Genomic DNA, 19,300 nt, shown 5'->3' with positions numbered 1-19,300 from the left:
GAAGTTTTTGGTGTAATCTTGTCCATGAGATTGGTCCTTTTTAGTGGATTTGGACGGGTGACCACCTGACTTTATCCATTATAAAGGACTTTTTCTTTGCATAAAACGAGATTATTGAAGATTTTGGGTGTTTTTAAAATTGGAATTATTTTAATGCAACACTAGTGTACTTGAATGATAAATAAAAATGAATAGTCAATAATATTAATTAGCAAATTAATATTATTAATTTTTTTAATTAAAAAAAATTAAATTTAATCATTTACATTTTTTATTTCTTGTTATATTATCGAATCAAATAAAAGGAAGGAATTTCATTATGGCTTATAAAGTAATCACAAATTGTCCTGTCTGCAGTAAAACATTGAAAATTACGAAGTTGCAGTGCTCTCATTGTCACACTACGATTGAAAATGAGTTTGAATTATCTAAGCTGGCATCATTATCAAAGGATCAGCTTCATTTTGTGGAAGTATTTTTAACATGCAGAGGGAATATCAAAGAAGTTGAAAAGGAACTGGGGATTTCGTATCCAACGGTTCGAGGCAAGCTAACAGACATCATTTCATCCCTTGGATATGTGCAGAAGAAGAAAAATGAAGTAGACGAGAAAAAAGTTGTCACCATGTTGGAAAATGGCGAAATCACGCCAGAAGAAGCCATTAAGCTATTAAAAGAGGAATAGGGAGGAATTTATCATGAAAGAGGAAATTACAAGAGTGTTAACAATGGTTCAAGAAGGGAAAATTGATGCAGATAAGGGATCAGAACTGATCCAAGTATTAAAAGAGAAAGAAGAAACAGGTAATAAGCTAGTAGAAAAACTGACAAAATATTTAGATAAAACATTAAAAATTCGTGTTGTATCCGCCGAAAATGATAACGTCACGGTCAATTTGCCTATAAAACTTGTTAAGGCAGTATTAACGGCTGGACACAGCATCGCAGCGAGTATTCCTCAATCAGAAAAATACGTTAAAGATATAGACATAAGCCTTATTATTGAAGCAATCGAAAACGAATTAGATGGCCAAATTGTTGATATTAAATCGGCAAACGGTGATACCGTTTCGGTCATCATTGATTAGTGATTTGCTTATGCTGCATGTAAAAGTGAAAGCAAAAGACGTTCGGTTAACCATCCCAATTCCATTTGCTATTTTAAACATTGTTATTTCAATTTTGTCTTCAAAATTTTTTCAGCAAAATGCAAACAAATGGACAAAAGAGCACTTCGAAAGAAAAAAACTGGACTTTACCTTTCCACCAATAGACAAAAAAACGCTAAAGCCTATCGTCAAGGAACTGAAAAATCATAAGGGGATCGTGCTAGTAGATGTCAAAGCTAAGGACGGTACTGAGGTTAAGGTTAGACTATAATTTATTATAGAATACACCGATCACTGACTGGCATTTTAAAGAAAAAGCCTAATTTCTCGCTTACAATACCGAGAAAATTAGGCTTTGATTACTTTATTATAGCGCCCGATTGTTGAAGATCATTAAAGCTTCTATTAGCTGGTTTGTTCAATAAAAAAGGCGACGTCACTCATTGAAGTAGTGCCCCCGTTGAACAAGTAGGTACACTTTACTACATAAAATCGTCGAAGTACGACATTGTCCACCACATAAAAAACCTTGTCCATTTCATCAATAATGTAGATTAAATGGTTATCGTTATTAAAATTTTTAATGGAACATGTTTATTGCCTATTCCACATACACCCAAATTACATAAATTATAAAGGATTGTAAGACCCAACAAATTATTATGACTTTATTCAAAAGACAGGAGTGGTACAGTGTCCAGCACAAACAATGGTTATTATCAAAACCCGCAGCCGAGGGCATATTCAATGCCATATTCAAACATTGGACAATAAACACTTAATGTAATAAGCCCTGCTATAAGTCATGGGTTAAGAGAGGCTCAGCACTTAGGTTATCAACACGCATTAACAGAAGCAGTTGCCATAGGATATTTGATGGGAAGAGGTTATGATTATAATACTGCTTGGAAAACTGTTGAATCTTGGTGGAGACCTCCTGGAACTCCATTACCTATTTCGTATTAAGAATGAATTTCATATGAGCTGTTTGAATTCAAAGTTTTTAACATTCAAACAGCTTTTTTTTAATTATGACTGTATGTCTTGTTTCTCATATTACTTATGTCGCCCTTATAGTCAAATGTGTATCAAACGTTTTTTTCTTCTTCAACTAAACTCCCGTTTGTTCAATAAGGAACGGAGGTGCCGCAGCTACCTCCGTTGTTAAACTTAAGCACCCCGCTAGTTTGAACAAGAATTATAAACACTTTTCGAATTTAATAACTACTTCTTTTTATTTAAAGAAGTGAATATATTGGTAAATGGTACAATTCACTTCTTCATTATGGTTAAACGAATGTAAACCAAGAGTTTCAACTATAGCTAATCCGATAACAAAAAAAGATTTCAAAATTCACATTGATTTTCACACGTTATTAATGTATTGTGCTCTATGAATTTTTACGCTAATGACTCATATCTTATTAGTGACGGTTAACCTAGGAGGCGAAACAATTGCATATAAATGAAAAAATGTATCGAGAGTCATTATTGAATTGGTGTGAAGATATCGAAATAACTTGGAAATCAGTTCGAGAACAGTTAACAAATGTCGACGAACCTATTCTACAGGAATGGGAAGATACCTTCTTTTCATTAAAAAATGAAGTGGAAATGGAAAACCGTATACATGATCATCATGAATTAAGTATGAAAGCAACATCCTTATATGACAAGCTTAATGGCTTCTTAAACCGAGGTGAACTGTTACCTCTTCATCACGAAGATGAAAGAATTCAAGTCGTCCCAATCGGGAGACATCGATTACCTCCCCTTCCCTATCCGTATAATGCTTTAGAGCCTGTCATCTCAGAAGAAACCATGAGATTACATCATGATATACTTCATCAACGCTATGTAGATGGGCTTAATAAAGCAGAATTAGAAATGCAAAAAGCACGCGAAAGTGGAAATTTTAGCTTGATTAAGCATTGGGAAAGAGAAGCAGCATTTCACGGTTCCGGTCACTATTTACACACCATTTTTTGGAATGTTATGAGTCCGCGTGGCGGGGGTAAACCATCAGATCAGCTAAGCATAGCTATAAATAATACATTTGGAAGCTTTGAAAAATTTAAAAAGCAATTCTCTGAAGCAGCAAAAAATGTGGAAGCTGTTGGGTGGGCAATTCTCGTTTGGTCCCCTCGACCCCATCGTTTAGAGATTTTAACAGCAGAAAAGCATCAAAACCTGACTCAATGGGATGTCATTCCATTGCTTGTTCTAGATGTTTGGGAACATGCTTATTACCTGCAGTATAAAACCGAACGAGATAAATATGTTTATAATTGGTGGAAAATAGTAAATTGGAGTGAAGTGGAACAGCGTTTCAATAAAGCAAAAACGATTATGTGGCAACCATTTTAAAGCTATTAGGGATAAAGAAAATCATAACTCCTTTTCATCTTAGTTTCGATAAAAGTTAACCTTTTCCTTTATTAATGTTTCTTTAACCTGCCCCTTTAACTTAAGTACATTTCTTCACAATCTTCTCTATATACCATAAATATTCAATTCTCTTATTAAGTGTTATTCCAGAAAATGGCCCGATTGTGGAATAGGATGACTGGAGTTTTTAACTTTTGTTTCATAAAACAGTTAATATCAAAAGTTTATCGCTACATAAAATAGACTTTCTATGTAATTACCGTAACAAAAATGTTCGTTTTTGCTACAAGTCCTATCGGTACCAACGCATTGGTAAATATTGTATCACTATGATCTAGTTTTACACGCATCTCGGCTGAACCTCTACATTCCATTATTAGTATAATGGTGTAAAATAAAAGGAGGATTGTATGAGTGAGGTGTTTATAATGAAAAAACAGAGATGTACCGAACCACAAAATCCCTATATGAAACAAATTAGAGATTTATTCATTGTTACAAGTTGTTATGCTACTTATACTTTCTTCAAGATAGGTAAAAAACGATATATTCATTCAAGCTACGATAGTGAACAAGTCTTTCATATTTTAGATTTGGAGAAAAAAGAAGTTGAAGTCTCAAAAACTTTCTCTAACTCGAAACTTATTCAAGCTTTAGAAGTGAAAATTAACAGTAAACTTTCCAACAGTGAACATTATCAGATGCCTTCTAGCGCTGAGGATTTCGATGAATTTGCGGAGTATTATGAGGAGCAAGACGAAATGTTGAGTAAGGAAGAGTATCTGATGGTTCAATTAGCATTGCTATCTGATAACAGCATTGAAAGGTTCGAAGCTCTCGAAGGAGTGAACGAAAAACCGAAGTATGATTATTTTGGAGAACCAATTGCTTATGGTGAACATGATAGGCAATGGATCGATTATCTTATATCCCAGGGCGATTTTGATGCTGCATATAAGATACACAAAGCTTATATAAAAGAAATTAAATAATAGGTGACCGCTCGCAAAATAGGGTGTGTGTAGCAATGGAACCAAATCACGCAATAAATGCTTTATCAAGACCTAAATCGTAAAAAGTCATAAAAAATAGAGGGTGATACATATTAACATGAATAATATGTATCACCCTTTTACTTCTTGTTCTACAAACGCGCCCGTTAATTGAATAACAAACATATAAAATAATTACAAAATAGTTCTCTAATTTCGTAAGAACAATTCTAATCATATATTTTTGCAACCACGTTTTTCTTTTTATTACTCACAGCGGTTTTATTCAGCTGCCATGGCATCGGCTTTTGTTACATGTACAGTACCATGTGGATGTTGTGGAGGTGCATATATCGAGTAAAGTTTTAGCGGGATATTACCTGTATTAGTTACATTGTGCCATGTTCCAGCAGGTATCATAATGGCAGAGTCATCATAGACTTTTCTTTCAAAGTTTAAATTATCTTTACTCTTGCCCATTTGAACAATCCCTTGACCTTGTTCAATACGTAAGAATTGATCAACGTTAGGGTGAATCTCCAAACCGATATCTTCGCCAACATTGAGACTCATCAATGTAACTTGCAAATGATCTCCTGTCCATAAAGCGGTACGATACGTATTATTTTGTTTCGTAGCCTCATTTATATTAACTGTAAACGGTTCTGGTCCATAATCTTTTAACTCAATTTTATCTCTTCCCTTTGATGATTGTAAAAAACCCAATCGTTTAGCATGCCCTATCTCATTAGGAATAGTCCAGTAAACAGGCTGTCTTCCATAGTTATACATTGGTACATTAACATAATAAGGATATGGATACATATAAGGAACATAGTACATTTTCTCATTCTCCTCACAGATTTATAAAATTATCCTATGTACTATATTTAGGGAATATACTTAGATTCAGGGTGACTTATTTAAAGAAATCGTTGTTAACACAAAACATTTTACTCAATTAAATAACTCTTTAACTAAATAACACGGATGGTGTTTTTAAACAAATTTATTTTCTACGGTATTCATTTGTAAGAAGGATTCTCTTAACATGATGATTTTATCTCCAAAAATATAAACATCTTATAATTACTTGTTTATTTTACAATCTATCTTTTATTTATGTCACTAAATAAACTAGATATTATATCGTTTAGGTTTACCACAAAAAGATAGTGACATTTTATTGAAAATACTCAAAGAAAAACATGGAATTTTTAATTAAGTCTAGAAAAATATTGGTTAAAATTTATGAATTCTCTCTATCCCCCACTAGGATTAACCATTTCATCCAGTTTACCATAGTGGAAGTTTTGGTAAGAATTATTTTTGCTTCATTAAACAAATAGATATATTGTATTGAGTTTTGATTATGAGATACTCACACTAAAAAAATGGTTCAAAATAATAAAGCTGCGATACCAGTGTATCACAGCTTTTCATGTCTTATTCTTATTAATAAAAGGTTTCAAAAAGGAGAAATAAATTCAATAAAATGACCAACCCTGCTATGATCCAGCCTAAAACTGTTGTCATTCGATGATTAACTAGTCCATTCATGATTTTTTTGTTGCTTGTAAAAATAATTAATGGAATCAGAGCGAAAGCAATACCAAAAGACAGAATGACCTGACTCATGACTAGGGCACTTGTTGGATTGATACCAAATACGATAATTGCCAAAGGTGGGATTGTTGTCACCGCCCGACGTATATATAGATTTATTCGTTTGTTTATAAATCCTTGCATGACCACGTCGCCCGCCATAGTACCTACTGAAGAACTGGACAGACCGGCAATTAATAGGCCTAGACCGAAAGAAGTTGCGGCTACAGGTCCAACAAAATGGCCAAACTGATGAAAAGCTTTATCTAAGTCTTCAACGACAAGGCCATTCTTGAAAAATAATGATGCAGAAACAATAAGCATACTCATGTTAATGGCACCCGCAATCGTCATGGCAATGATGATATCCAAAAACTCTAGTTTAAATATTTGCTTTTTCTCAAAATCATTTTTTCCTACCACACGTTTTTGCGTAAGGGAGGAATGAAGATAAATAGCATGCGGCATAACTGTTGCACCCAGAATTCCGGCAGCTAGAAGAATGCTGTCTACACCTTCAAACTTTGGTGTGAAAATACCTTCTGCAACAGCACTCATATCAGGTTTTGCCAAAACCACCTGAAATGCAAAGGATAGTACAACAATCAGAACCATCACAGCTATGCCAGCCTCCAAAGATCGGAATCCACGACGCTGCAATTCTAAAATAGCAAAAGATCCAACTGCAGTGATGAGTGCAGCAGGAAGCATGGGGATGTCAAAAAGTAAATAAAGGCCTAATGCCGCCCCAATAAACTCCGCTAAATCGGTTGCAATGATAACTAGTTCACTTTGAATCCATAAGAAAATGGATACAGCTTTTGGGAATTGGTCACGTGCGACTTCAGGTAAATTCTTACCTGTGGCAATTCCCAGTTTGGCAGATAATGATTGTATAAGAACGGCCATTAAATTAGATATGGCAATCACCCATAATAAGAGATAACCATATTTTGAACCCGCTGTAATATTCGTTGCAAAATTACCAGGATCTATATAGGCAACCGCGGCAATGAATGCCGGACCAAGGAAAGGAAGAAGTCTTTTAAAACCAATAACATCCCCTCTCAAAACTGCCTCTGCGGAAATCATTGTTTTATTATGTTTTAAAATAGTTTTGGGTTTCAGATTTTGTTCTTTCAAGGTTGTTTCCCCCTCACCTAAAAATAACCCTTCTTCAAAAAAGTTTCCTTTAGGCAAATTTGATTCATTTAAATTTTAATTCATTATCCTAAAAATGTAAATCATTTTACATCCACTTTTTCTGGTCATTTAATGGATCTGATGCAAAAGTCTACCTAACTTGAAAATTCTCGGAAAATAATAAAAAATAAAGGTATGCCATGTTCATATTCAGTTAAGATTAATTAGGATTACAAGAAGTAAGAAAACCCAATCCTTACACGGGATATGGGCTTCTTTATTTGTTCGTATAAAGCTATATTTTTATGAACATAAAATAATAATAACGTATTACATGATAGTCATAAATAAGGCTATTACTAAAAATTAAGCGTCTTTTTATTAAACCATTACGATTCATTTATCTTAACCAGCTTGTTAAACTGATCATTGTCAATAAACCAAAAATGAAAGAAAATGTTGCGGGCCGCTCATTTCCATCTCCATGGCTTTCAGGTATTAAATCCTTATATACAACAAATAACATGGCACCAGCTGCAAATGCCAATCCATAAGGTACTAACGTAATAAAACTTCCCGTAAATATAATACCTATAATAGAAGCAAGTAGTTCAATCAAACCCGTTAAAGCTGTATAGAGGAATGCTCTTATTGGTGTAATATTGTGAGAGACTAGAAGCAGCGTCATTAAAAATCCTTCTGGAACGTTTTGTAGGCCAATTGCAAAGGAAACAATCGATCCTAGTTCGTAAGGATTACTTGCATAACTGACACCTACCGATAGTCCCTCTGGTAAGTTGTGCAACCCCATGGAAATTAATAATAAAAATACTTGGTTTTGATCTAGGGAATTTGTTGAATGCTTACTTCCCACATAAGATATGCATTTTTCTAAAACTGTGAGAGCCATCGTTCCTAATAAAATTCCAATTATTAAAACAAACACATTAGATAGTTTTAACGTAGAGGGAATAAGTCCATAAGTTGAAGCAGCAACCATGATTCCAGCTGTATACGCTAGTACTGTATCTTTACTATGATGAGAAATGTTTTTAAAAAACATGGCTGGAATGGCCCCCATCACTGTACAAACAGCAGTTACTGCACTTCCTAAGTATATTTCATCCATAATATCTCCAAAAAAGTCCTTTTTATTTATATATATGTACAAGCCAGTAAAATCATGATTTCCCCTATTATACATGCAAGCATATTTTAGGGTGTTTCACTCATTTCATAAAAAAGTTCTTTAGGATAAATTTGTTTCTTGAATAAATATTAAATATCACTAGTGTTGCATAAATTTTATTTGAATTTTCAGTTTTATATTCTTTCTAATAAAGAGACAAAAAAGTGATACCCAAACAAAGGTGGCTCCATCCATTTGGGATTTATTTACAATTAGACATAAGCGCCAACGATCATTTGCTCATTAAGGGACGGCTTTCCCTTCGATTTTTCGAAGCCAGATACGCGCTGGCTTCCACAAGGCGACCCTTAAATAACGGCTAATTTGTAAGGTTTTTCGCTTACTTTTCGTTTCGATCTGCACGAGAACATGCAGACAAAAGACAATCAGTGCGATGAACACTTGGTTGTGAATCGCCCATTCGCTTTGTCCGTAAAATTTTTTGATGCGGAGATGCTGTTTAATCCATTTGAAAAACAACTCAATTGCCCAGCGCGATTTGTACATCTCTGATAGTTCGTCGGCACTCAAATCAAAGCGATTCGTGATTAAATGGGGTTCATTTCCTTTTGAATCCATGACTTTTAGTAGACGGAAATAATTTTCTGCTCGATTTTGCGTCGTGCCAATCAACACCATTTGATCTGATAAAACGGTCGTATCGTTTGGCAGTTTGAAGTCGTAAACTTCCCGTGTGACGGCGTTTTTCCGCAGCCTTGAAAGAAAAAAGTAGCCATCATCTGTCATGAGGTCAAATCGCTCGTAATCGAGGTAGCCACGGTCAAACACGTACATGCATTCTTTGTCATCGATCATGACTTCAAGTTGACCACGGTCATGTTCTTTCGCCGTTGTCAGCACGGCTTTTTCAGGATACGATGTCCCTTTTTCCATAAAGACAAGGCGTAGGTGTAACTTGACGCCTGCCTTTGTTTTACGGAATTTTGCCCATCGATGATTCGTCAAATTGAGTGGCAATGTGGTTGAATCAAGAATTTTTAACGGCATCACGAGTTTTGTGTCGTGTGTTTTGGCATGAATTTGTGTCACTAAATCCAGGAAAAGCCGTTGAAAGAGATCTGGATTCATGCCATTTAACCGGCGTGACAGCTGAGAAATACTGATGGAATCAAGGTCAATCCCTTTTTGAAGCTGTTCATCGAAAAGACAATCCGCAAGTGCGTGCAGACTTTCAATTTCTTGCAGCTGTGCAAAAAGGAGTAATTTAAAGAACGATTCCGTCGTTAATTTTTTCGTATAGTCATCTAATTTCATCGTTTTCACGTTTTCTTCAAATAATTGAAGATTGATGGGTGAAAACCATTGTCCAAATGAAGTTTTTGGTGTAATCTTGTCCATGAGATTGGTCCTTTTTAGTGGATTTGGACGGGTGACCACCTGACTTTATCCATTATAAAGGACTTTTTCTTTGCATAAAACAAGATTAGTGAAGATTTTGAGTATTTTCAAAACTTAAATTATTTTAATGCAACATTAGTGATTAAATATTTATAAATGATGAAAACTAATACTGTAGGGTCTGAAATAAAGTTCTTGAAAAGCCAGTACACATACCTAAATAATAAAAGCTCTCTTAGCAGTTAAACTGCGAGTATGAGAGCTTTCTATTGTTATTCTTTTTTTTCATTTATTAAACGGTGCTCTAACTCCCTTAGGATGATTTGGATAAATTCATCCTCATGAATGCGGCAGACAAATTCATCCGGTTTATGCACTTTGTCAAAGCAAATTTTTAATTCCACCGTATCATGAGCAACCCTTCTAATTTGCAGCCACTTTTCACCTGGCAATCGAAACGCTAAACGTGCAGCCATAGACTTCTCCCCTGCTCTTTTAACCTTATTTTTTCATTTATGAATTTATTCATTTCTTAAAATGAAGTCATGGATTTTTCCTATGGTGCTCCAACTAATGTAATGTTCAATTTTATTAACTTCTTCCTCAACTTCTTCTTTTTCAAGACCAATCATTTGAAAGAACGTAGCAAGAATTTGATGTTTAAGAACCAGTTGCTTTCCAACTAATATCCCTTTTTCTGTCATTTTAATATATTGATATCTCTCATGCTCCACAAGCTGATAACCTGCAAGTTTTCGGACCATTTTCGATACAGAGGAAACGGAGACATCAAGTGATTGAGCAACATCTGAAACACGGGCATATCCCCTTTGGTTAACTGCCTTATATATTTCCTCCAAATACTTTTCCTCACTGGATGTTCTCAAGCATGGTCAGTCCCTCCATCCACTTTAAAAGGCCTTGCTTATTATATCTGTGTCATCATTTTTTTGCGTTTCCGTTTCTTCATGACAACGCCGTGTGTCGGCGAGAAGAATAGAGCGAGTAAAAATAATATCCCGGCAACCGTAATCATGCATCCGGCAATCGAAGCATCATATACATACGCCATATAATATCCAAGTACAGAACTAATGATCCCGATCAACATGCTGATACTAATCATCACGCTTAATTTATCGGTCAACAAGTAAGCCGTTGCAGCCGGTACAATTAACATGCCTACCACTAAAATGGCCCCTACGCTTTCAAAGGAAGCGACTGTCGTAAAAGAAACAAGTGCCATTAAGAGGTAGTGGAATAACATGACCGGTATGCCGACAGCTGCCGCCATGGCCGGGTCAAACGAGCAAATTTTAAACTGTTTATAGAATAGACTGATTACGATTAAGTTTAAGAGAAAGGTAGCCCCTACTCCCCAGACGGCTTTTGGACCAATACTCATCCCGCCGATTGCGATCGTATTCCACGGTGCATAAGCGATTTCCCCATATAATACGCAATCAAGATCCAGGTCCACCTGACGGGTGTAAAGGCTAACAAGGACAACTCCCACCGCAAACAAAGCCGTAAATACGACACCGATGGAGGCATCGGACTGGACACCGCTTTGGTGGAACATCTGAATTAAAAAGACGGTGATCAATCCAATGGCTGCGGCCCCCATCATCATAAACAACGAATCTCTTGATCCGCTCACTAAAAAGGCGATGACAATTCCCGGTAATACTGAATGGCTGATTGCATCTCCAATCATGGACATTTTGCGTAGAACGAGAAAACAACCGACAAGGCTACATGAGCAGGCAACAAGTGCACCAATCAGAATAATCCAAACATCATTCATAGTGTTTCCCCTTCTTTCACTTTTTGGACATAGGGTCTTCTTGTCAGTTCATTTTTTGCTGACATTCTCAACAGTATTTTAGCCAATAATCCCCGCTTTGGCGCAAAAAAGACAGAGAAGATAAATAAGCATGTTGCCGCGAGAACTGTGAGCGGCCCTGTCGGCAAGTTATCCACCATCGTACTCACGAGCGTTCCGACCATGCCACTCAATACCCCGAATGCTCCTGAAACGATGACCATGACGTGGAGTTTTTCCGTCCAATACCTTGCCGCGACTGCCGGGGTGATCAGCAAGGCTGCCATTAATACGACACCTACCGCTTGAATTCCGACCACTACGGCTGCTACCACAAGGAGCATGATAAACTGATCAAGAAGCACCACCGGCAACCCAATCCCTTTCGCAAAACCCGGGTCAAATGAAAGCAACTTAAACTCCTTGAAAAACAAGACGCAAACACCGACCAATACAGCTGAAATGATGGCCATCGTGTACACATCAGTCTGAATCATCGAGGCGGCCTGACCGAATAAAAATTTATCAAGACCGCTTTGATTTCCGGCATCGCCGTGCTGAATTTGCGTCAATAACACAATCCCAACACCGAAAAACACGGTTAAAATAATTCCTAATGCTGAATCCTGCTTAATGCGTGTATGTCTTGTAATATAGCTGATCAAAAAGGTAGCCAAAATGCCTGCCATAAGAGCCCCAATCAAAAAATAGAAAATCGATTTGGATCCCGTCATCATAAAAGCGAGACAAACTCCCGGCAGTGCCGCATGGGCGAGCGCATCTCCCATGAGAGATTGTTTGCGTAAGTAGGCAAAGCTCCCGATGACCCCGCTGCTTAATCCTAACAGCATGGAACCAAATAAAATCCATTGTGTATTGGGATCTTGAAACACTTGTAACCAGTTCATGTTTTCACCTCAATTAATCATGAAAGATGACTCTTTCTCAGAATCAAACATGGTTAATCTGCCGCCATACGTTCTTTGCAAATACTCTTTTGTAAACAATCGTTCCGTTTCTCCGATTCCCACCAACTCCACATTTAACAATAACAGCCAATCAAAGTATTCTTTTACCGTGTTTAAATCATGATGAACGACCAGAACAGTTTTTCCTTGCTGTTTGAGGTTGTTTAATAGGGTGATAATCGCTTTTTCCGTTGCCGCATCGACACCGACAAACGGTTCATCCATGAAATAAAGCTGGGCATCCTGCGCAAGTGCCCTTGCTAAAAAGACACGCTGCTGCTGTCCTCCGGAAAGCTGACTGATCTGGCGCTCGGCAAATCCATCCATCCCGACTTGGCGCAAGCACTCCATCGCGAATTCCTTCTCTTTACTGCCAGGTCGTTTAAACCATCCTAAATGACCATACCGTCCCATTGTCACGACATCCAAGGCATTTGTTGGAAAGTCCCAATCGACTGATTCGCGTTGGGGAACATAGCCGATAAGCTTACGCTGCTCTTTATACGGCTTTCCGTAAATCTCCACTTCACCTGTTACTCTCGGAATCAAGCCAAGAATCGATTTAATGAGCGTGGATTTCCCGGCTCCGTTCGGTCCTACGATTCCAATTAATTTTCCTTCAGGAATCTCAAATGATACATTGCGCAACACTGGCTTCTTTTGGTAAGCGACCGTCAAATCCTTCACTTTTAAAGGTGCTGTCATGCTTTTCTCCCTCCTTATTTCAATGCATTCACAATGGTATCGACATTATGGCGGACCATTCCGATATAGGTTCCTTCTTCCGTGCCTTCTTCACCCATCGCATCAGAGAACAATTCCCCACCAATTTTCACTTCATGCCCTTTCTTTTTCGCTCCTTCTACGACGGCTTCAATCGCTTTTTTCGGTACACTTGATTCCACAAACACGGCTTTAATTTTCTTTTCAACTAAATAATCACGAAGCTTGCTTACATCTTTTGAACCGTATTCAGAAGCTGTGCTTAATCCTTGGAGGCCCATTACTTCAATATCGTAAGCATCCCCAAAATAGCCGAATGCATCATGTGCCGTCACAAGAACGCGTCTTTCTTTTGGAATCGTCGCAATCTGCCCTCTTACATATGTGTCCAATTCTTCAAGTTTAGCAATATATTCTTGCGCATTTTGTTTGTACTCATCCGCATTCTTTGGATCTTGTTCGATTAACACATCGCGAATGGTTTCCGTGGCCGTAATCCAATGCCGAACATTGAACCAAACGTGCGGATCATGTATTCCATCGCCTGCTGTTCGCAATTCCTCCTCTTTAATATCACGTGTAACAGCAATAACAGGCTTTTGTTTTTCCATCTTCTCGAAAATTTCACCCATTTTACCTTCTAAGTGCAAGCCATTATATAAAATGAGTTCCGCTTCATCCAATTTCTTCATATCACCTTGGGATGCTTTGTATAAATGCGGATCTACTCCTGTTTTCATCAATCCGGTTACTTCTACATGCTCACCCCCGACATTTTTCGTTACGTCTGTAATCATCCCAATTGTCGTGGTAATCTTTAATTTCCCATCCTCGTTTGTGGCAGTCCCCTTATTGTTTGAGCAACCTGAAACGATGAATAAAGCCAGGATGAAAATGAATAGTCCAACCATAAATTGTTTGATTCTGGAAGAAAACATGCACTTATCCACTCCTTTTTCCTTTTCTTAAAAATATTTACCTAAGGAAACTTTTTGCCCAAAAAAAAGCAAATTAGCATGGAGGAAAACGATTTGATACAGGTTATGGAATTTTCCAAAAAACGTGCTTAAAGAACAAGTTGTGACAAGTAATATTTTTTTGCCAATAAAAATATTTTTCCTTAGGGAAACTTTTAGGTTATTATAAACTACAATATTTTCTCTTTCAATATGTTTTTTATTAAGATTATATTAATAACAAGTTTAATCAGAACTGAAAAGGTTCTCGTATAAGCCTTCGGCAAAGGCCCAAAAGGGAAATGGCCGAAGGCTTATACGTAAATCAAAGAATATGGATGTTTTTTGATTTACGTTCCTTGATTTATGTGGATTCATATAGGTTAGCCTAGTTTCATTTCAGCAATTAAATCTTCTAATCTCTCTTTTTGTGCGACAAGCTCTTCTAAAGAAGGTTGTTGTGTGGCTGCTTGTTGACGGAAGCCTTGTGCCGGCTGCAATAATCGTTGCAATTGCCCTGAGTTTTGTTCATATAAGCGATAGCCAACCGCTCCCACTACTGTTCCAGAAATGAATCCCAATAAGAAATCTTGATTAAATGCCATTTTTCCTCTCTCCTTTTATAGTAAAATCGGACTTTTGTTAGCCCGTTTTATATCATGTAAGATTTCCAACACGTTCACTGCCCATGTGACCATACATACGTGAAGCAAATTGCTTGCTCCAAGTGAAAACAAGCTGACGATTCCTGTTATAATGTCAGGATGGCGATAACGATTCGTACCCCCGTGTGTCAATACGGTATGGGCTGTTGAAATAACGATAAGATAATCAAATACATCAATTTGGTTTGTATACCGTTTTTTCACAACCGCTATCAATAATAAAAATCCGGTCACAAGTGAGCGAAAAATCGCTTTACGAATTCCCGGTGTAACATTCACAATGATGGGATCAAGCGGATCTAATGACTCATGACGAAAAAACAGGGAAATATACTGACAAATTTTTCGCTTCGTCACCTCACGTTCATTATAAACAATTACCATTGTCTGGATGACCGGCTCGATTTTTACATCTCTAATACCCTTGATAGCCGAAAAGAACATTTCAAATTCTTTAAATGAGGAGTGGTTTCGCAGCATTGGTACTTGCAGCCGGATTCTCCCGGGTATATCGTGAAGAATCGTATACGAAGGTGCCACCTTGTTTCTCCTCCTTCGCTAAAATTTTCATGCTATTAAGTACGACTCCAATCGTAGCCAAGTTATGCACCGCCGCTCCCGCCACAGGGGATATGATTCCTAATGATCCTAATAAGATGGCGGCTCCGTTTATAAACAGGGTTGCCAATACATTCTGTTTTACGGTACACAATGTCTCTTTTGACAAATCAACTAATTCTGTCAATACGTAAGGGTCGTCCTTTGATACAACAATATCGCTCGCTTCGACCGCTAAGTCGGTTCGTTTTCCCCCGAGCGTTATTCCGATATGTGCTTTTGTTAAAGCTGGAGCATCGTTCATTCCGTCACCGACCATGGCGATCGTCGTTCGTTTTTTCTCGTTTTCCACATAGCGCACTTTTTCCTCCGGCAGCATGTGGGCACAGTAATCATCAAGCTGTAGCTGCCTTGCCACTTTTTCAGCGTTTTTCTGCTCATCACCCGTTAGCATCACGACTTTTTGCACCCCGAGTAAACGTAATTGTTTAATTGTATGCTTCATCCCTGTTCTTATGCGGTCTTGAATGGAAAACGCACCGGCAAGATATCCGTCAATCGCCACATAAACAGAATATGTTGGTGAAAGATGAATATAATGTTCGGTTATAATCCCTTCTTCTTCTAGGTATCGCAAACTGCCGACATGAACTTCCCTTTCTTCAATAATCCCATAAAGTCCTTTGCCCGTCACAACATTCACCTTTTCATGAGCGAGCCGACTAACAAGTGGAATATTGCGTTTTTTCGCTTCTTCTATAATGGCATATGCAAGCGGATGGGGGGACGTCTGCTCCAATAAGGCAGCTTTTTGTAGCACCTCTTCTGCCGTGAAATCATGAAAACATTCCATGTGCTCGACATACGGTTTTCCTTCTGTCATTGTCCCGGTTTTATCGAAAACAAAGGTTTCTACATTTGCCAGCTGCTCCACATAGCTTCCGTTTTTAATGAGAACACCTTTTTTGGCGGCTTTGCCAATGGCGGCAGAAAAGGCAGCAGCCGTTGAAAGTTTAATCCCGCATACGAAATCGATGACAAGCATGCTCAATGCCCGATTAAGATTTCGAGTGAACAGATAGGTTATGAAGGTAAGAGCAAATGAAACCCCCACCATTTTTTCTGCGATTTTATTCGCATATTCCTGTATCGGCGCTTTGGATGAATAGGCATTTTCAATGAGCTGGATCATTCTTCCAAGCGCTGTTTCTCTTCCTGTTTTCGTTACACACAGCGTGATCTCACCGCTCTGGCAAATGCTTCCGGCATACACTTCATCTTGAACCGTTTTCTCCTTCGGCATATACTCGCCTGTAATGGCAGATTCATCGATGACCGCATGGCCGTTTAAGACAAAGCCATCCACCGGAATCCGTTCCCCTTGATATACTTTTACAATATCTTCAACTGAAACATCATCAACGCTCACTTTGCTTACTGTATCATCTTCTAAAATCTTCCACGCATACGGAGCTTCAAGATGCAGTAACGATTGCAAGTGGGCTTTCGTTTTTACGGTCGTCATGTCGGTTAACAATTCACTTGCCGTAGACATGATATAAATAACGAGTGCTGATGCAGACTGATTTAAGTAAAGACAGGCAATCAGCGAAGACATCGTTAAAAAGTCAGGATTGAATTTGCGTTCTTTCACCATACCTCTTAATCCGTTTTTGATGGTCGGAAGTGACAACAACAGAACAACCGCTCCCATGATCCGATTTAGAAGAGTCATGTAAAAAGCTGGCGCAGCCATTTTTGTCATCATCCAATGTGTACAAAACAACACAGCACAAAGGCTGATAAGTGATACTCTCTTTTTTATTGATAGATCTTGTTTCGCTTTTTTGCTTTCCCTCTTTCTTTCCTTCAGCATTTCCAAGAAAAGATGCGGCTGGAATTGCTCATCGTAGTAAAGAAGCAAGCTTTTCGTTATGGGCGTGTAAGATGCCGAATAAATTCCGGGAATCGATCGAAACCACGCTTCAATGTTAGCTGAGGGCAACTTTGTTTCAATACGAAGCCGCAGCCGGCCCGGCAAAGAGTGGAGCACCATCACATTAGTTATCGTTGCCCTCTCCTTTCTGCTCACTATTTTTTAAAACGGTGAAGGCCCAATAAAATAAACTGCTTGCAAAGGCAGGATTAACAGGAAAGTTTCGAATTCCCTGGAACATGAAATACACTATCAACAAACTGTCTATACTCGTATATCCATTCGTTGTCTTTTTTACATTTTCATTGATTCGATTGAATGTCCCTCTCATTGTGTTCATCAGCTTATCGTTTGTAACAGCGAAGCTTTCTACCGTAACATCTGTTACAAGCTGTAGCAGCTCATCCAATTCTGTTTGCTGCAAATAAGGGGTCGCAAATTCCAATACCAGGCTGCCTGTAATAGGTGAAACACGACACGACTCGATAAGGGGATGCTGTATTAGCACCTTTTCCATATACGCTACTACATGTTCATTTTTCCATTTCTGATTTTGCAGCCTTAATCTTCCCGGGACGGCATGAATCACTTGTATTTTTTGCTCCCGCAGTTTCCCGATTAGCTTAGGAGCGATGATGTAAGCACCAAGTCCGAATAATGTTGACCACAACTGACATCGCCCCTTTTTATCCTCTTATGTATGCATGAGTACTTAACAATAAATTAACCCACTGGTCAATTTGTTCAATTGGCGGATTGTCTTTTAATGTAAACTCGATGACCATACTTCCTGTAATCGTGACATATTCGACCGATTGAACGTATGGTTCACTTTTGATGACATCCATTAACTCTTGTAGCAATCGCTCGTTTTGTTTCCATAAGTCACTTTTTAAACGAATTCTCCCCGGAATAAAATGAGCAATCTGAATATGATGTTTATTTAAGCATCGTTCATATTTCTTTAATTGATGCAAGTAAGCGACTTGTTTAAGCATGGACACCTCCAGGATTTGTTGTTGCAATTATATTAAATTATAAATTTTTTGTAAAATTTGGTAAATAGTAATAAGTACCTATATGAATTCATTCCAATTAGATTTCTTTAATATATAGAATGGACTTAATAATGGAATAGAAGGTTCTGGTGCGAAGATCATTCGGTTCTAGTCCAAAAAGTCTCTGAAACTTGGACGTACTGATACTACTAATCTACAAAGGTGTGTGATCGCCATGGAAACAAAACATTTGTTCAAATGGAAGCATGATCAACCTTATTTTGCTAATGGTAAAGGTGGTATCTACGGTACAACTTGAGTTTTCGTGATTTGGGGAAATGATGGAGGAACGGGGATGATTGATGGCTCACACAACGATTATGCGTTAGGTTCATGAATATGGACCTGAATTAGATGAAAGATTACGGTGTCATCTTAAGCTAACTAATGACTCCTTAAGAGTCGATGAAACGTATGTAAAAGTAGAAGGATAATGGATGTATCTGTATCGTGCAGACGATTAAGATGGGAATACCATTCACTTTTTCCTTAGTAAAACGAGAGATGCCAAATCAGCCAAGCTATTCTTGAAAAAAGCCTTGGCTTTTTTGTATGTTTCCAGAACTCATATCATAGCAGTGGATAAAAATCCAGCTTATCCAGTAGCAATTCAACAGTTAAAGCATGAGGAAAAACTAAAATCCTTCTAAACTCATAAAAAGTTAATGGAAATATAGGAATATATTTGATAGTATATATATGGCAATTCACCACGAAAGGAATCATCGGTAGCGTCAAGATTTTTGTGTAAGAGAGTATTCTCAGATACGTTTTTTAATCTTGGGGGAGGTTGTTTAGTTGTCTTACATGAGACTGAATATTCAGT

20 protein-coding genes and 1 pseudogene are annotated in these 19,300 nt (G+C 37.7%); 6 read left to right on the top strand and 15 right to left on the bottom strand.

Going from position 1 to position 19,300, the window contains the following annotated elements; all coding sequences use genetic code 11:
* The first annotated feature begins 319 nt into the window (after positions 1–319).
* The 5 genes from ACFOU2_RS03000 to ACFOU2_RS02980 all read left to right on the top strand — a co-directional run bounded on the left by ACFOU2_RS03000 (position 320) and on the right by ACFOU2_RS02980 (position 4,489).
* Positions 320–685 (top strand): DUF2089 domain-containing protein, encoded by a 366-nt coding sequence (locus tag ACFOU2_RS03000; protein WP_018393054.1) that lies wholly within the window; start codon positions 320–322, stop codon positions 683–685.
* Positions 686–698: 13 nt separating this feature from the next.
* Positions 699–1,088, top strand: a complete 390-nt coding sequence (locus tag ACFOU2_RS02995) for an SHOCT-like domain-containing protein (protein WP_377912055.1) — start codon at positions 699–701, stop codon at positions 1,086–1,088.
* A 10-nt stretch (positions 1,089–1,098) separates the two neighbouring features.
* Entirely contained in the window at positions 1,099–1,380 is a 282-nt protein-coding gene (locus ACFOU2_RS02990) for a hypothetical protein (RefSeq protein WP_377912053.1), read from the top strand.
* Positions 1,381–2,564: 1,184 nt separating this feature from the next.
* Positions 2,565–3,476 carry a superoxide dismutase gene (locus tag ACFOU2_RS02985; protein WP_377912051.1) on the top strand — a complete coding sequence of 304 codons (912 nt, stop codon included), beginning with the start codon at positions 2,565–2,567 and terminating at the stop codon, positions 3,474–3,476.
* 431 nt (positions 3,477–3,907) lie between these two features.
* Positions 3,908–4,489 (top strand): hypothetical protein, encoded by a 582-nt coding sequence (locus tag ACFOU2_RS02980; protein WP_377912049.1) that lies wholly within the window; start codon positions 3,908–3,910, stop codon positions 4,487–4,489.
* A 282-nt stretch (positions 4,490–4,771) separates the two neighbouring features.
* On the opposite strand, the gene ACFOU2_RS02975 is transcribed toward ACFOU2_RS02980, so the two are convergent.
* From ACFOU2_RS02975 to ACFOU2_RS02905, 15 genes are all read right to left on the bottom strand, one after another.
* Entirely contained in the window at positions 4,772–5,332 is a 561-nt protein-coding gene (locus ACFOU2_RS02975; RefSeq protein ID WP_377912047.1) for a cupin domain-containing protein, read from the bottom strand.
* A gap of 612 nt (positions 5,333–5,944) precedes the next feature.
* Positions 5,945–7,237, bottom strand: a complete 1,293-nt coding sequence (locus ACFOU2_RS02970; RefSeq protein ID WP_377912045.1) for an Nramp family divalent metal transporter — start codon at positions 7,235–7,237, stop codon at positions 5,945–5,947.
* A 400-nt stretch (positions 7,238–7,637) separates the two neighbouring features.
* The gene (locus tag ACFOU2_RS02965) at positions 7,638–8,366 is read right to left on the bottom strand and encodes a ZIP family metal transporter (protein ID WP_377912043.1); all 729 of its coding nucleotides are present in this window, start codon (positions 8,364–8,366) and stop codon (positions 7,638–7,640) included.
* A 303-nt stretch (positions 8,367–8,669) separates the two neighbouring features.
* Entirely contained in the window at positions 8,670–9,785 is a 1,116-nt protein-coding gene (locus tag ACFOU2_RS02960) for an IS4 family transposase (protein ID WP_377912041.1), read from the bottom strand.
* A 272-nt stretch (positions 9,786–10,057) separates the two neighbouring features.
* The gene (locus tag ACFOU2_RS02955) at positions 10,058–10,261 is read right to left on the bottom strand and encodes a hypothetical protein (RefSeq protein WP_377912039.1); all 204 of its coding nucleotides are present in this window, start codon (positions 10,259–10,261) and stop codon (positions 10,058–10,060) included.
* Between the two features lie 45 nt (positions 10,262–10,306).
* Positions 10,307–10,672, bottom strand: coding sequence for an iron dependent repressor, metal binding and dimerization domain protein (locus ACFOU2_RS02950; RefSeq protein ID WP_377912037.1), 366 nt, complete (start codon positions 10,670–10,672; stop codon positions 10,307–10,309).
* A gap of 41 nt (positions 10,673–10,713) precedes the next feature.
* Positions 10,714–11,592, bottom strand: coding sequence for a metal ABC transporter permease (locus ACFOU2_RS02945; protein WP_377912035.1), 879 nt, complete (start codon positions 11,590–11,592; stop codon positions 10,714–10,716).
* Positions 11,589–12,518 carry a metal ABC transporter permease gene (locus ACFOU2_RS02940; RefSeq protein WP_377912033.1) on the bottom strand — a complete coding sequence of 310 codons (930 nt, stop codon included), beginning with the start codon at positions 12,516–12,518 and terminating at the stop codon, positions 11,589–11,591. Before ACFOU2_RS02940 ends, ACFOU2_RS02945 begins: the two co-directional genes overlap by 4 nt.
* 9 nt (positions 12,519–12,527) lie before the next feature.
* Positions 12,528–13,283, bottom strand: a complete 756-nt coding sequence (locus ACFOU2_RS02935) for a metal ABC transporter ATP-binding protein (protein WP_377912031.1) — start codon at positions 13,281–13,283, stop codon at positions 12,528–12,530.
* Between the two features lie 14 nt (positions 13,284–13,297).
* A complete protein-coding gene (locus ACFOU2_RS02930) occupies positions 13,298–14,239 on the bottom strand; it encodes a metal ABC transporter solute-binding protein, Zn/Mn family (protein ID WP_377912029.1) in 942 nt (313 codons plus the stop codon).
* Between the two features lie 401 nt (positions 14,240–14,640).
* Complete coding sequence (locus ACFOU2_RS02925) at positions 14,641–14,862, bottom strand: hypothetical protein (protein ID WP_377912027.1); 222 nt, start codon at positions 14,860–14,862, stop codon at positions 14,641–14,643.
* A gap of 15 nt (positions 14,863–14,877) precedes the next feature.
* A complete protein-coding gene (locus tag ACFOU2_RS02920) occupies positions 14,878–15,462 on the bottom strand; it encodes an HMA2 domain-containing protein (RefSeq protein WP_377912025.1) in 585 nt (194 codons plus the stop codon).
* Positions 15,377–17,521, bottom strand: a complete 2,145-nt coding sequence (locus ACFOU2_RS02915) for a heavy metal translocating P-type ATPase (protein WP_377912023.1) — start codon at positions 17,519–17,521, stop codon at positions 15,377–15,379. The genes ACFOU2_RS02920 and ACFOU2_RS02915 overlap by 86 nt, the downstream gene beginning before the upstream one ends.
* 19 nt (positions 17,522–17,540) lie before the next feature.
* Positions 17,541–18,086, bottom strand: a complete 546-nt coding sequence (locus tag ACFOU2_RS02910) for an HMA2 domain-containing protein (protein WP_377912021.1) — start codon at positions 18,084–18,086, stop codon at positions 17,541–17,543.
* A gap of 16 nt (positions 18,087–18,102) precedes the next feature.
* Positions 18,103–18,414 (bottom strand): HMA2 domain-containing protein, encoded by a 312-nt coding sequence (locus ACFOU2_RS02905; protein ID WP_377912019.1) that lies wholly within the window; start codon positions 18,412–18,414, stop codon positions 18,103–18,105.
* 235 nt (positions 18,415–18,649) lie between these two features.
* On the opposite strand from ACFOU2_RS02905, the pseudogene ACFOU2_RS02900 reads away from it, so the two are divergent.
* Positions 18,650–19,112 (top strand): annotated as a pseudogene (locus tag ACFOU2_RS02900) (IS6 family transposase); the annotation flags it as partial.
* Positions 19,113–19,300: the final 188 nt, after the last annotated feature.

This window comes from Bacillus songklensis (genome assembly GCF_042649685.1).
GTDB classification, from domain to species: Bacteria; Bacillota; Bacilli; order Bacillales; family Bacillaceae_H; genus Bacillus_BA; species Bacillus_BA songklensis.
Note: the sequence above shows the minus strand (reverse complement) of the source record. Positions and strands in the feature narration are given on the sequence as shown.